Raw genomic sequence first — 14,171 nt, 5'->3', positions numbered from 1 at the left:
ACATCCGCTGGCCAGAAGCCATTTACGCGGCAGCTTTGCCGTGCAATGCAGTGGTTGGCCGGAATTCACCTGGGGAGAGCGATGCGCCCGATATCGCGTACGGCGCTGGGAGCGGCCACGGCGGCCGTCCTGGCCGTCACCGCCGTGGGCCCGTCCACGGCACAGCCGAGCGACGGAGCGCCGGACAGAAGACCCGTCACCGGAAGCGAAGCGGCCGGGAAGCAGCCCGCGGCCCCCGTCACCGTGACCCTGGTCACCGGCGACCGGGTCCTCGTCTCCACCGACGCCGCCGGCCGCACCGCCGCCACCGCGATGCCGCGCGAGGACGGCTCGCAGCCGCTCGTACAGACCCGCCAGTCCGGCAAGGACCTCTACGTCTACCCCGAGAACGCCGTCGCCGCGCTCGCCTCGGGCAAGGTCGACCACGAGTTGTTCAACGTCACCGGCCTCGTCCGGCAGGGCTACGACGACGCCCGCAGCAAGAAGCTGCCGCTGATCGCCGTCTACGACGCCTCCGTCGACGTGGCACGCAGCGCCCCGCCCGCACCCCGCGGCGCCGACCGCTCCCTGGTCCTCGACTCCATCGGCGCCGTCGCGCTCTCCGCCGACAAGCAGCGGGCCGCCGCCGTCTGGGCCGACGTCACCGGTACGGACGCCCGCGCCCGCGCCGCCTCCGGCCCGCTGAAGAAGCTGTGGCTCGACGGCAAAGTGCAGGCGAACCTGGAGCGCTCCACCCGCCAGGTCAACGCACCCGCGGCCTGGGCCGCCGGGTACGACGGCAAGGGCACCAGGGTCGCCGTCCTCGACACCGGCACCGACCTGGAGCACCCCGACCTCAAGGGCCGCGTCGGAGCGTCGAAGAACTTCACCGACTCCGACACCGACGGCGACCGCCAGGGCCACGGCACCCACACCCTCTCCACCGTGGGCGGGTCCGGCGCCGAGAGCGGCGGAGCGAAGAAGGGCGTCGCCCCCGGCGCCGAACTGCTCAGCGGCAAGGTCCTCAACGACCAGGGCTACGGCCTGGATTCGTGGATCATCGCCGGCATGGAATGGGCCGTCGCCGCCAAGGCCGACGTGGTCTCCATGAGCCTCGGCGACCCCTCCCAGACCAGCTGCGACGACCCGATGAGCGCCGCCGCCGAACGCCTGGCGCAGAACACGGGCACCCTCTTCGTGATCGCCGCGGGCAACACCGGCCCCGGCAACAACACGGTGTCCGCGCCCGGTTGCGCGCCCAGCGTGCTGACCGTCGGCGCCGTCGACCGCGACGACACCACGGCCTCCTTCTCCAGCCGCGGACCCGCCGGACTCCAGCACACCCTCAAGCCCGAGATCGCCGCCCCCGGCGTGGGGATCTCGGCCGCCGCCGCCGGCGGACGCGGGGTGTACGCCTACCAGTCCATGTCCGGCACCTCGATGGCCACCCCGCACGTCGCGGGCGCCGCCGCCATCGTCAAGCAGCGCCACCCGGACTGGACCGCCCAGCAGGTCAAGGCCGCCCTCGTCGGCTCCGCGAACACCAAGGTCCCGGGGGACGTGCGGCAGACCGGCGGCGGCCGCCTCGACCTCAAGGCGGCGATCGGCACCGCCGTCCTCAGCGCCCCCGCCGTACAGGGCGGCTCGTACAACTGGCCGCAGGACCGCAGCGACCGCACCAGCGTCCAGGTCCCGTACACCAACACCGGAACCCGGCCCGTCACCCTGGACCTGGCCGTCGAGAAGGTCACCGGGAACGACGGCTCGGCCGTCCGCAGCCAGGTCGCCCACCTCGACCGCCGCACGGTGACCGTCCCGGCCGGCGCCACCGTCAGGGTGCCGCTCACCTTCGACCCGGCCGCGAAGCTGGAGCGCTCCCAGTACGGGGACGTCACCGGCCGCCTCGTCGCCACCGCGAACGGCGTCCGCGTCTCCACCCCCTTCTCGCTCTACGTCGAGCCCGAGACGGTGACCCTGCGGGTCAAGCTGATCGACCGCTCGGGCAAGCCGGCCGCCGGACCGTCCTCCCTGGACGTCATCGGCACCGACGACGCGAGCGGCGAGCGCCGCTTCAACGAGGGCGCCACCGACCAGGTCTACCGCGTGCGCCCCGGCGCGTACTTCCTCTCCGCCTTCGTGGGCACCCCCGACGCGGGCGAGGGCGCCGAGCTGACCGACTCCCTCACCTACCTCGGACGCCCCCAGGTCGAGCTGAGGAAGGACACCACCGTCGTCCTGGACGCCCGCACGGCCGGCCGGCTGGACATCGCCGGCGCCAAGCCCCTGGAGGCCCGCAACACCACCCTCGGCTTCGCCCGGAGCTGGGACGACACCTGGCTGCACGCCGGCACCGCCATGGGCGGCCGGACCATCCGCGGCTACTACGCCTCCGTCGAAGGGCGCGCCGAGGACGGTGCGTTCGAGTTCGGCAGCTACTGGCGGGCCGGGGCGCCCGTGCTCTCCGAACTGAAGGTGGCCGGCGGCCCGGTCCTGCACCCGATCACCGCGTCCACCGGCAGCGACAACCTCGACGGTCACGGCAACGCGCCCCTGGTCGACGCCGGTTCCGGCACCCCCGAGGAGCTCGCCGCGGTCGCCGCCAAGGGTGCGATCGTCCTGGTCAAGGCCGTGGACGGGGCCCTGTACGACATCGCCCGGAACGCCGCGGACGCGGGCGCCGTGGCTGTGGTCGCCCACCGCGACGCCCCCGGCCGCTGGGTCGCCTCCACCGGCTTCGCGGGTGCCCCGGTGCCCGTCCTCGCCCTCCAGTCCGGCGAGGGCCGGGCCCTGCTCGCCCGGCTCGCCGCCGGCAAGGTCACCCTGTCCTGGAAGGGCACGGCGAAGAGCCCGTACGTCTACTCCCTCGCCTTCCCGGAGACCGGGCAGGTCCAGGGCAACCACACCTACCGGGTCCGCGACCGCGACCTCGGCCAGGTCGACGCCACCTACCACTCCATGGGCGTGGCCGCCGACTTCATCGACATCTCCGGCGCCTACCGGCCCATCGGCAGCGCCGTCTCCTTCGGCTCCGTGGAGACCGTCGCCGCGCCGGGCCGGCGCACCGAGTACTACTCGGCCGGTGACACCTCCTGGGACCAGCTGCTCTCCAGCAGCTTCCCCTGGGGCGAGTTCATGACCGGCGAGCAGCACGGCTACGCCAAGGGCCAGAAGACCAGCGCCAGTTGGTACGACGGAGTGACCGCCCCGGTCGCGCCCCGCGACCGCACCGGCAAGGAGGCGCTGGCCGCCGAGCGGCAGGGCGACCTGATCGGCTTCGCCCCGGCGATGTGGGGCGACAGCTCCCACTTCGCGCAGCCGGGCTCCTTCGGAGACATCGGCGGCCTCCAGCTCAAGCGGAACGGCGAGGTCGTCGGCGACAGCTGGTACCCCTTCGGCGTCTTCGAGGTCCCGGCCGACGAGGCGCGGTACGAACTGACCCAGAGCATCGAGAAGATCGGCCCGCCCGCCCGTACCTGGCAGCGGTCCACCGCGGTCCGGACGACGTGGGGCTTCACCTCGAAGCGGGACCCGTCGGCGTACTCGCAGGGCCTGCCGCTCCTCTTCCCCCGGTACGCCGCCCCGCTCGACGGGAGCAAGACGGTCCCGGCGGCGAACGGCCAGCGCGTCGGACTGGGCGTGACGGGGCACGCGGGCTACGCGCCCGGGGCGCTGAAGTCCGCGAAGCTGTCGTACTCCTACGACGGCGAGAACTGGACCGCGGCGAAGGTGACCGAGCGCGGCGGCAGGTGGACCGCCGTCGTCGACCACGTGGGAGCTTCCGGCAAGCCGGTGTCGCTGAAGGTCGAACTGACCGACGCGAACGGCGTGTCGGTGACCCAGACGGTGACGCGGGCGTACGACGTCCGCTGATCCGTACGGGTAGAGCGGGAGGGGTCCACCGGACGGCGGTCCGGTGGACCCTTTTCGCGCGTTCCGTGTTCTCCGCCCCCGCGGGAGGCCGACAATGGGGGCATGAGTCAGCAGGGCGCGGACGACTGGTGGCAGAAGCTCTACGACGACCCGGACGCGGGAGCGGACCCCGATCCGGGGGACACGCTCGACCACCGCTTCCGCTCGGCGGCGGTCCTGACGACGCCCCCGACGGTCCCCCCGCAGGCGTCCCCGGACGCCACGCAGGACACGGGGGCGGCGCCACCCGGGGCGACGGGACCTCCGGTGGGGACGGTACCGCCGGGGGCTGGAGCGGCGTCCTCTCCGGCCGGGGAGGCGGCCCCTTCGGGTGGGGATGTGGTGCCGTCGGGGGCCCGGGGGGAAGCCCCGCCGGACCCGGCCCCGGCCCCGCCGCCGTTGCTCTCGCCGGCGCCGCGTCCGTCGGGGCGGGCGGAGGAGGGCACCGTTCCGCCGGTTCCGCCGCTCCCGCCGGGGGAGCCGTCCGCGGAGCCCGGCCCGCCGCCGGCCCGGCCGGCCGCCGCGGGACCACCGGCGCCACCGCCGATGCCCCGGCTTCCGGCATCCGGCGTCTTCGGGCCGCCCGGACCGCCCCCTCCGCCGGAGGCCCGCCGCACGGAGCCCCCGGCCGCCGACGGGCGCCGGGCCGACACTCCGGCACCGCCCGGCGCGGCACCGGCCGCCGTCCCCGCCGCCGCGGGGCCGCCGCCCGCTGTGCCGCCCGCCGCGCCGGGACCGTCGCCGGTCCGGCCCGCCGAAGCCTTCTTGCCCGGGCCCCGGCAGGGTTCGGCCTCCGTGCCGCCCGTGCCGGACGGCCCGCCGCCCCCGCCTCCCGCACCCGCGCCCGCCCCGCCCGCCGCCGCGCCCGGAACGCTGCCCCCGCCCCGGGACCCCCGGGCGGGCGGCGCCACCGGCTACGTGCTCGGGGGAGTGGAGGTGCCACCCGTACCGGTGACGGCCCCCGCGGCCGCCCCCGCACCGGAGTCCGGGCCGCCCGCCCGGCCCGGCGGGGCGCCGTACGGGGGAACGCCGGAACCCGCCGCCGCCCGCCCGGAGGTCCGCCATCTGGGCGACCGCGCCCCGACCTACGCCGCCGAGCCGGGCGCGCTGCCCGCCGCCGACCCGGCGGCCCTCGCCGGGCTGACCCCCGACACCGTCATGGACGGGGCCCGGTACGGCACGTACACCCTGCGCGCCGCCTCCCTGCGCGGCGACTCCGCCCGCTACCGGGGCGAGCCCCGCCGGGACCACCTGCTCACCGCTCGCTTCGGGACCGGCGACGACGCCCTGGTCCTCGTGGTCCTCGCGGGCGGCGACCGGGCCGCCCCCGGGGCCGCCGAGGCCGCCGCCGGGCTGTGCCGGACCGTCGCGGCGGCCGTCGGGCGCAGCCAGGAGCGGCTGGCCGCCGACATCCGCGGGGGGCACCGCGAAGCCCTGCGCTCCGGACTCCAGCGGCTCACCGACCGGGGCTACGGGCGGCTGCGGGCACACGCCGCCGAGCGGGGCCTCGCCGAGGAGGCGTACACCGCGGGGCTGCGCGGGCTGCTGCTCCCGGTCGACCCGCAGTGCCGCACCCGGGTCTGCTTCGGGTCCGGAGCCGGCGGGCTGTTCCGGCTCCGGGCGGGTGCGTGGCAGGACCTGGAACCCGACGCCCCGGCCGCGTCCGAGGAACGGGACGGCGACTTCCGCTTCCGTGCCTCGGTGGCCCGGCCCGGGGACACCCTGCTGCTCTGCTCGGGCGGGCTCGCGGATCCGATGCGGGAGGAGGCCGTCCTGTCGGCGGAGCTCGCCGCCCGCTGGTCGGGACAGGAGCCGCCGGGCCTCGCCGCCTTCCTCGCGGACGTCCAGCTGCGCCTCAAGGGGTACGCCGACGACCGCACGGCCGCCGCCGTCTGGGAGGCGTAACCGGCGCATGCGTGGCTGGATGGGAGGCACACGCAACGGAGAACCGGACGGGAACGGACCGGACACCGGAGAGGGCGCCTCCCCATGGCCAAGCAGAACGTCGCGGAGCAGTTCGTCGACATCCTCGTACGCGCGGGCGTCCGACGGATGTACGGAGTCGTCGGCGACAGCCTCAACCCGGTGGTCGACGCGATCCGCCGCACGGGTGACATCGACTGGATCCAGGTCCGGCACGAGGAGACGGCCGCCTTCGCCGCCGGTGCGGAGGCCCAGATCACCGGCCGTCTCGCCGCCTGCGCGGGCTCGTGCGGTCCGGGCAACCTGCACCTGATCAACGGCCTCTACGACGCCCACCGCTCGATGGCCCCGGTCCTCGCGCTCGCCTCGCAGATCCCCTCCTCGGAGATCGGCCTCGGCTACTTCCAGGAGACCCACCCCGACCGGCTGTTCTCCGAGTGCAGCCACTACAGCGAGCTGATCTCCAACCCCCGCCAGATGCCCCGGGTGCTCCAGAGCGCCATCCAGCACGCGATCGGGCGCAGCGGTGTCGGGGTCGTCTCGCTGCCCGGGGACATCGCGGGCGCGCCCGCGCCGGAGAAGACCGCCGAGCAGGCGCTCGTCACCGCCCGCCCCACGGTCCGGCCCGGAGACGCCGAGATCGAGAAGCTCGTCCGGCTCGTCGACGAGGCGGAGCGCGTCACGCTCTTCTGCGGCAGCGGCACGGCGGGGGCGCACGCCGAGGTGATGGAGTTCGCCGGCCGGGTCAAGGCGCCCATCGGGCACGCGCTGCGCGGCAAGGAGTGGATCCAGTACGACAATCCGTACGACGTCGGCATGAGCGGCCTGCTCGGCTACGGCGCGGCCTACGAGGCCACCCACGAGTGCGACCTGCTGATCCTGCTCGGCACCGACTTCCCGTACAACGCGTTCCTCCCCGACGACGTGAGGATCGTCCAGGTGGACATCCGCCCGGAACACCTGGGCCGCCGCTGCGCGTTGGAGCTGGCCGTATGGGGCGACGTACGGGAGACCCTGCGCGCCCTCAACACCCGGGTGCGGGCCAAGACGGACCGCCGATTCCTGGACCGGATGCTGAAGAAGCACGCGGACGCGCTGGAGGGCGTGGTCAAGGCGTACACGCGGAAGGTGGAGAAGCACACCCCGATCCACCCCGAGTACGTGGCGGCCGTCCTCGACGAACTGGCCGACGACGACGCGGTGTTCACCGTCGATACGGGCATGTGCAACGTGTGGGCCGCGCGCTATCTTTCCCCGAACGGCAGGCGGCGTATCATCGGCTCCTTCAGCCACGGCTCCATGGCCAACGCCCTCCCGCAGGCGATCGGCGCACAGTTCACCGACCGGAGCCGTCAAGTGGTGTCGATGTCGGGCGACGGCGGATTCTCGATGCTGATGGGAGATTTCCTCACCCTGGTGCAGTACGACCTGCCCGTCAAAGTGGTCCTGTTCAACAACTCATCCCTCGGGATGGTGGAGTTGGAGATGTTGGTTTCCGGCCTGCCGTCCTACGGGACCACGAACACGAATCCCGACTTCGCCGCGGTCGCCCGCGCCGCCGGCGCCTACGGGGTCCGGGTGGAGAAGCCCAAGCAGCTCAGCGGAGCTTTGAAGGACGCGTTCCGGCACAAGGGGCCCGCTCTGGTGGACGTGGTGACCGACCCCAACGCCCTGTCCATCCCGCCCAGGATCAGTGCCGACATGGTGACCGGTTTCGCACTTTCCGCCAGCAAGATCGTGCTGGACGGCGGGGTGGGCCGGATGATCCAGATGGCTCGATCCAACCTGCGCAACGTGCCCCGCCCGTAAGTCCGAAGGAGTGCGGACCGGTCCGAGGGGCATGCATCCCGTAGGCCTGTTCGAGAGTCATGGACGCGGGAGGTACATCGCCGTGCGGGTGGGGGCGAAGACCGGAAAGCTGTGGAAGAGGGGGCGGCCCGTACCGCGAGAACCGTCGACCGGCGCCGAGGACGGGGGAGCGGTGGACTCGCTGCGGATCACGCGGAGCGTGCGCCGGGCGGACCTCAAGGCGGTGGGCGAAGTCCGCCGGGCGTTACGGGAGTTGCTGCGCCACCGGTGCCGGACCGACGCCGCCGACGTGGCGGAGCTGCTGATCACCGAACTGGTCACCAACGCCCTCGTCCACACCGACCAGGGCGCCGAGGTCTCCGCCAGCCTCGGCGGCTCCCGCCTCCGGGTGGAGGTCCGCGACTACGCCGCCCGCCGCCCCCGGCCGCACGTACCGACCGCCGACGACGGTACGCACGGACGGGGCCTGGCGCTGGTGCAGGCGCTCGCCGACGCCTGGGGCGTCGACGGGCCGGCCGCGGGCGGTGGCAAGGTGGTGTGGTTCGAGCTGCACGCGACCCGTACCTCCGGGTACGAGGCGGCGTACGGCGCGGGGCCCGCCTGAACGAGCGGGCCCCGCGCGGAGGCGACCGGCGGCCGTCAGCCGAACTGCTGCTCCAGGTCCTTCAGTTTGCGCTCCAGGGAGTCGAGCCGGGGAATGGTCTGAGTGTCGTCCTCGGCGGTGAGGTCCACCGTCCGGGGCCCGGTCACCTCACGTGACTCGGATCCCGACACGGCCTGCAGGGAGGGCCTTGCGGCGCTCCCTCCCAGGGGTAGCCGGGGCGGCGGGGTCAGCTGTCCCGGTTCCGCTATGGCCGGCTCCGCGCCGACCGGCGCGGAGCCCGGTCCGGGGGCCAGCCCCGGCATGTCGCCCTCGCGGGCGCGGGTTCGCCCGAACGCCCTGTTCTGCCGGCCCAGTGCCTTGATGTGGGCGCGGTCCAGGCGGTGCTGCTCGCGCCGGCGGTGCCGGTCGTTCTCCTTCTCCTTCTTGTCCTCGCGCACCTCGTCCACGGCCTCGTCGAGGGTGCGGACCCCTTCCAGCAGCATCAGGGACCACGCGCCGAAGGTCTCCCGGGGAGCCCGCAGCCAGCGGACCATCCGGATCTGCGGCAGCGGCCGGGGGATCAGGCCCTGCTCGCGCAGCGCCGCCCGGCGGGTCTGCTTCAGGGCCCGGTCGAAGAGGACGGCCGCCGAGAGCGACATCCCGGCGAAGAACTGCGGAGCCCCGTCGTGGCCCAGACCCCTGGGCGCGTGCACCCAGTTGAACCACGCGGCCGCCCCCGCGAACAGCCAGACCAGCATGCGCGAGCCCAGGGCCGCGTCGCCGTGGCTGGCCTCGCGGACGGCGAGCACCGAACAGAACATGGCGGCGCCGTCGAGCCCGAAGGGGACGAGGTACTCCCAGCCCCCGGTGAGGTTGAGGTTCTGCCGGCCGAAGCCGACCAGCCCGTGGAAGGAGAGCGCGGCGGCGACCGCCGCGCAGCAGAAGAGCAGGACGTACGAGGCGGTCCCGTACACGGCCTCCTTGCGCCGCCGCCGCTCCTCGCTGCGCTCCCAGCTGTCCTCGGCCGCGGCCTTCTCGCTCTCGCGCTTCCCCCGGGCCAGTACCGCAACTGCCGCAAGCACGCCCAGGATCAGCAGGCTGCCGGGCAGCAGCCAGTCCAGCGATATGTCGGTCAGTCTCATGCGGATGTCCCTTGCCTCGCGTCTGCGGTCGTGCGGCTTTCCGGGCGCCATAGTGGCGCAGCCGGTCCGCCGTACACGCGGGTTTCGGGACAAGTGGACGCCATCGGGGGGCGGGGCCCGCCGGATAGGGTGTTGTGTTTCGAACTGACGCCCGTGCAAGGTGAGTTGAGTTCGATTTACGGTCACCCCCGCGGGTGGGTTCGGCGCGGCACCCCTCAGGCCGTGAGCCGGGCGACGCGGTCCGCGTCGCAGGTGCGGGGGCAGGTCGCGCAGGTGTCGTCGGGGCGGATCGTGTAGAAGAAGCAGCAGCTGGCCCGGTCCCGGGTCGGCAGCTCCGTACCGTCGGGGCCCGTGAGCGTACGGAAGCCCGCGCCGCCGGTGTACGGGGCGGTCGAGCCCGGGAGCAGGGCCTCCAGCTCGGACATGGCCCGCTGCTCCTCGCCGAGCAGCGTGCCGACGTACCAGAGGCTTTCGACGACCTCGTCCGTGACCATGCCCCACAGGGCCCGGCGGCCGCGCCGCATGCGCGGGCCGAAGCCTTCCAGCACGGGTCCGAGGTGCCGGGCCACCGCAGCCCGCACCTCGTCGCGCAGCGCCTCCTCGTCGGACACGACCCGGGCCCCGGGGAGGGTGGCCGCCGGATCGTCCGGCAGGCAGGCGAAAGAGTCGACGCGCACGGCCATCCGGCCGAGCGTCCGGTGGAAGGTGACCCCGGCCACGGGAAGGTCCGGCACCCGCCGGTGGAGGAACCAGGGCAGGGTGATCAGCAGGCACGCGGGCCACGCGTACCGGTGCAGGCCGAAGCTCGCCACCACGTCGGGGCGCGCCTGGTGCCCGTAGTCCTTCAGCACCTGGGCGTTGTCCCAGGCGAGGAAGGCGTCGAGCGCGGGCCCCCCGGCCGCGAGCTCGTCCGCGCCGACCCATCCCACACCGCGGGGGACGGGTTCGTGCGCGGCCGGCTCGACGACCTTCAGCCCGCCGTAGACCTCGGCCAGGCGTGCGTACGCATCCGCCACCGGAGAGCCTTCCGTGGCGGGTGTGACGCGCGCCGAGGCGCCGAGGACCGTGACGGTCATGGGGACCACCGATTCAAGCGATCGTTAAGAGGTTAGCCTTACCTTACCCGACCGAGAGGGGAGCGTACCCTCACGCCTCGCGGGCGTCCCCTATTCTCAGGACGGGCCGAGACCTGTGAGGAGGACCGAGTGCACGAAGCGACGCAGGCCAGGGGTGACGCGGAGGCTGTGCCGCCGACGATTCCGGCGCAGAAGATACCGCGAAAGGTGTTGCGCCATTCGGTGCGCGGCCAGGTCCTCGACGCGCTCCGCGCCGCGCTGGTCGACGGCGAACTGGTGCCGGGGGAGATCTACTCGGGTCCGGCCCTGGGCGAACGTTTCGGCGTGTCGGCGACCCCGGTGCGCGAGGCGATGCAGCAGCTGGCCCTGGAGGGGGCGGTGGAGTGCCTGCCCAACCGGGGCTTCCGCGTCCTGTCGCGCACCCCGCGCGAGCTGGCCGAGCTGGCCGAGGTGCGGGCCCTGCTGGAGGTCCCCGTGATGCTCCGGCTGGCCCGCGAGGTGCCCGCGGCCGACTGGGAGGCCCTGCGGCCCGCGGCCGCCGCCACGGCCGCCGCCGCCGCGGTCGGCGACCTGCCCGGCTACGCGGAGGCCGACCGCGCCTTCCACCGCGAGGTCCTCGCACGGGCCGGCAACGACCAGCTGGTCCACGTGGCGGAGGAACTCCACCGCCGCGCCCAGTGGCCCCTGCCGGGGGCACCGCGCGTGCGCCGCGCCGAGCTGGTCGCCGACGCGGCCGAGCACACGGCGCTGCTGGAGGCCCTGATCGCCGGCGACCTCCCGGTGGTGGAGTCACTCGTACGGGAGCACTTCGCGGGCTCCGCCGGCTGACCGGACCCGGCCGGCCGGACCCGCCTGACCGGACCCGGCCGGCCCGACCCCGGTCGTACGGATCCCCGTCGTACGGACCCCTTACGCGGGGGCCGGGTCCGGGTGGAGCTGGTCCGCCAGCCAGGTGGGGATACCCCCCAGCAGGTGGAAGAGCCGGCGGGCCTCCGCGCGCAGCCGGGCGGCCTCGGGCTCCGGCGCGGCCTCGGCCAGGGCCGCCAGCGCCGGGGCCGTTCCGATGAGGAAGCCCAGCTCCTCGCGGATCCGCAGCGACTCGGTGAAGCCCTTGCGGGCCTCGGCCACCTCGCCGTCCCGCAGCGCCAGCGCGGCCAGGTGGCGCCAGGTGAACGAGAGCAGCAGCGTGTCCCCGTGGGCCTCCGCGCCCGCGTGCGCCCGGTGGTACGCCGGGCGGGCCGACTGCGGGGCGTCCGCCAGGTGCTCGGCCACGAGCCCGCGCCGGAAGTCCAGCAGCGGCCGGGTCCGGGACCCGGCGGAGAGCAGGGCGGCGGCCCGGCCCAGCGCCGAGCGTGCCTCGTCGGCCCGGTCGCGCACGCCCAGCACGGTGGCGGCGTACGCCAGGTGGCCCCGCTCGCAGGCGGCCGCACCCCGGTCGTCGTCGTCCTGCGCGACGGCCTCGGCGACCCGCAGCGCGTCCTCGGCCTCGGCCCAGCCCTGCCCGGTGAACAGGCAGCGCTCGACCAGCAGCGCCGTGCGCTGCACGGCCGCCCCGGCATGGTTCAGGTGCGGCGTCAGCAGGGCCGCCGCGTCGGTCCAACAGCCGCGCGAGCGCAGCCGCCATATCGCCCGCTGGAGGGGGTCGTCTCCCCCGGTAGATCCGGCACCGGACATGGCGGTATCCGCCACATTGCCCTCCCCAAAGCAACCAAGCAGCACATCGTTGAGCCCTGGGGCGAAATGAGAGCACGGATCCACGGCTCCGGCCAAGGGGTCGGGTGAACTCTTTCACAAAGTCCGGACGGATCATCAGCCGCCCCCGGCCCGGGCCGTGCGGTCCGGGAGCGGATCTCCTCAGCTCATGCGCAGTGCGAGGAAGAAGTCGAGCTTGTCCTCCAGCCGGGACAGGTCCCGTCCCGTCAACTGCTCGATCCGTCCGACCCGGTACCGCAGCGTGTTGACGTGGAGGTGCAGCCGCGTCGCGCAGCGGGTCCACGAACCGTCGCAGTCGAGGAAGGCCTCCAGCGTCGGAATGAGCTCCGCGCGGTGGCGCCGGTCGTAGTCCCGCAGCGGGTCCAGCAGGCGCGCCGTGAAGGCGCGCCGCACGTCGTCGGGCACGAACGGCAGCAGCAGGACGTGCGAGGCCAGCTCATGGTGACCCGCCGCGCAGACCCGGCCCGGGCGCGCCGCGGCGACCCGGCGGGCGTGCCGGGCCTCCTCCAGCGCCCCGCGCAGCCCCTCGGCGGAGTGCACGGCCGCGCTGACGCCCAGCGTGAGCCGCCCGTCGTCGGCCAGGCCGGCCTGCAGGGGGTCCCGTACGACGGCCAGCAGCTCGTCGGCGTGCAGGGCTGCGTCGGGTCCCTTGTCCTCCCCGGCCTCCCCGGACGGCGCGGGCAGCGGCACCAGGGCGATGGCCTCGTCGCCCGCGTGGGCCACGGCGATCCGGTCCGAGGGCTCGGGCCCCGACAGGGTCGGGTCGACGAGGATCTCCTCCAGCAGCGACTGGGCCACCGGACCCCCGGCGATGTCGCCGCCGTCCCAGTCCACCCGGGCCACGACGACCTGCCAGTGCGGCGCTCCGCCCAGTCCGGGCAGCAGCACCGGGGCCGCGACCCGCAGGCGGGCGGCGATCTCGGCGGGCGCGGCGCCCGTCTGGACCAGCTCCAGCACCTCCTGGGCGAGGCGGCGGCGCACCGTGCGGGCCGCGTCGCGCCGGTCCCGCTCCACGGCGATCAGCTGGGTGACGCCCTGCAGCAGGTCGAGGCGCTCGGCGGGCCAGTCGCCGGCGTCGGCCTCGACGGCCAGCAGCCAGTCCGACAGGACGCTCTCGCGCACGTCGCGGGCGGCAGGACCGGCCGCGCCGCGCCCGTGTCCCCTGATCGGGAAGAGCGAGTACGTCATACCCTGGAGGGAGATCCGGTGCGGGCCCCTGCGGCCCGTCCGGACCGCAGCGAGGTGCTCGCTCGCCAGCGCCGCACAGACGCCCGGGGCGAGCGGCTCGCCCGCCCCGGCGATCTGCCGGCCCGTGGGGGACAGCACCCAGGCCCGGAGATCGAGGTCGGTGGTGAGCAGATCCAGCACCACGTCCGGTCCGCCGCCGGTGGGTCCCGACGTCATCAGGCGGCGATGGCGGTCCACGACCGCCGCGAGGTCCCCGGCGCGCTCCCCGGAGACCTGGCGCACCACGTACTCGGTGATGGTGGCGAATGCAATGTCCTCGTTCACGGCGAACAGGGGCAGGCGGTTGCGCAGACAGGCCGATACCAGGTCGTCCGGGATGGCTCCGAGCTCGGCCTCGCCCGCGGCGAGGCCCGCCACGCCCGCGCCCGCCAGGATTCGTACGAACGGCTCGGAATCGGCCGAATTTCTTCGCCAGGCCAGGCCGGTGAGCACGAGCTCGCCTCCGGAGAGGTATCGGCTGGGGTCCCGCAGGTCGGTCGTCATGACCCCGCGGACCGTCCGGTCGAGTTCGTCCTCGCCGCCCAGCAGCCGCAGCCCCAGCGCCTCGGTTTCCAGCAGTGCGCGCAGCCGCATGATGTCGCCGCCGATCTGTCTCGAATGTTGCCGTTGGAAATCGGGCAGTCGTCGCATCCTGCCTTTCATACGAATCTACAAGACGAGGGAGGCCCCCAGCCAACTCCTTCATGGTTTCGGTGACTGCACCCGGGGGACGCGCGGCTTGTGTACTGACTCCACACCGCGTTAACAGCACGTGAACGACCAGTCGAGGGCCATGGGGCCTCCTGGCTT

At 74.3% G+C, this 14,171-nt stretch carries 9 protein-coding genes; 5 read left to right on the top strand and 4 right to left on the bottom strand.

From position 1 onward, the window contains the following. Window positions 1-81: 81 nt before the first annotated feature. From ACFWW8_RS14750 to ACFWW8_RS14735, 4 genes are all read left to right on the top strand, one after another. Window positions 82-3,849, top strand: coding sequence for a S8 family serine peptidase (locus tag ACFWW8_RS14750; protein ID WP_386528299.1), 3,768 nt, complete (start codon window positions 82-84; stop codon window positions 3,847-3,849). A gap of 834 nt (window positions 3,850-4,683) precedes the next feature. Then, the gene (locus tag ACFWW8_RS14745) at window positions 4,684-5,793 is read left to right on the top strand and encodes a protein phosphatase 2C domain-containing protein (RefSeq protein ID WP_386528296.1); all 1,110 of its coding nucleotides are present in this window, start codon (window positions 4,684-4,686) and stop codon (window positions 5,791-5,793) included. Between the two features lie 84 nt (window positions 5,794-5,877). Continuing rightward, on the top strand, window positions 5,878-7,620 hold the full coding sequence (locus ACFWW8_RS14740) for a pyruvate dehydrogenase (RefSeq protein WP_386528293.1): 1,743 nt from the start codon (window positions 5,878-5,880) through the stop codon (window positions 7,618-7,620). A gap of 172 nt (window positions 7,621-7,792) precedes the next feature. Beyond that, the gene (locus ACFWW8_RS14735; protein WP_386528561.1) at window positions 7,793-8,224 is read left to right on the top strand and encodes an ATP-binding protein; all 432 of its coding nucleotides are present in this window, start codon (window positions 7,793-7,795) and stop codon (window positions 8,222-8,224) included. A 35-nt stretch (window positions 8,225-8,259) separates the two neighbouring features. On the opposite strand, the gene ACFWW8_RS14730 is transcribed toward ACFWW8_RS14735, so the two are convergent. Both ACFWW8_RS14730 and ACFWW8_RS14725 read right to left on the bottom strand, forming a co-directional pair. Next, on the bottom strand, window positions 8,260-9,345 hold the full coding sequence (locus ACFWW8_RS14730) for a DUF2637 domain-containing protein (protein ID WP_386528291.1): 1,086 nt from the start codon (window positions 9,343-9,345) through the stop codon (window positions 8,260-8,262). A 215-nt stretch (window positions 9,346-9,560) separates the two neighbouring features. After that, on the bottom strand, window positions 9,561-10,421 hold the full coding sequence (locus ACFWW8_RS14725) for a (2Fe-2S)-binding protein (RefSeq protein ID WP_386528288.1): 861 nt from the start codon (window positions 10,419-10,421) through the stop codon (window positions 9,561-9,563). A gap of 129 nt (window positions 10,422-10,550) precedes the next feature. Between ACFWW8_RS14725 and ACFWW8_RS14720 the strand changes: the two genes are divergently transcribed. Beyond that, window positions 10,551-11,249 carry a GntR family transcriptional regulator gene (locus ACFWW8_RS14720; RefSeq protein WP_386528285.1) on the top strand — a complete coding sequence of 233 codons (699 nt, stop codon included), beginning with the start codon at window positions 10,551-10,553 and terminating at the stop codon, window positions 11,247-11,249. A gap of 81 nt (window positions 11,250-11,330) precedes the next feature. Here ACFWW8_RS14720 and ACFWW8_RS14715 read toward each other — a convergent pair whose 3' ends face one another. Beyond that, window positions 11,331-12,110, bottom strand: a complete 780-nt coding sequence (locus ACFWW8_RS14715; protein ID WP_386528282.1) for a hypothetical protein — start codon at window positions 12,108-12,110, stop codon at window positions 11,331-11,333. Between the two features lie 165 nt (window positions 12,111-12,275). Continuing rightward, window positions 12,276-13,955 (bottom strand): PucR family transcriptional regulator, encoded by a 1,680-nt coding sequence (locus tag ACFWW8_RS14710; protein WP_386528558.1) that lies wholly within the window; start codon window positions 13,953-13,955, stop codon window positions 12,276-12,278. Window positions 13,956-14,171 lie beyond the last annotated feature (216 nt).

It is taken from the genome of Streptomyces sp. NPDC058701, assembly GCF_042715295.1.
Lineage (GTDB): Bacteria > Actinomycetota > Actinomycetes > Streptomycetales > Streptomycetaceae > Streptomyces.
The sequence above is the reverse complement of the archived record's forward strand: the minus strand, read 5'-3'. Positions and strand labels throughout refer to the sequence as shown.

Coding starts and splice junctions, on each gene's coding strand:
- ACFWW8_RS14740 (WP_386528293.1), top strand. CDS start 5,878: ATGGCCAAGCAGAACGTCGCGGAGCAGTTCGTCGACATCCTCGTACGC.
- ACFWW8_RS14725 (WP_386528288.1), bottom strand. CDS start 10,421: ATGACCGTCACGGTCCTCGGCGCCTCGGCGCGCGTCACACCCGCCACG.
- ACFWW8_RS14730 (WP_386528291.1), bottom strand. CDS start 9,345: ATGAGACTGACCGACATATCGCTGGACTGGCTGCTGCCCGGCAGCCTG.
- ACFWW8_RS14710 (WP_386528558.1), bottom strand. CDS start 13,955: ATGCGGCTGCGCGCACTGCTGGAAACCGAGGCGCTGGGGCTGCGGCTG.
- ACFWW8_RS14750 (WP_386528299.1), top strand. CDS start 82: ATGCGCCCGATATCGCGTACGGCGCTGGGAGCGGCCACGGCGGCCGTC.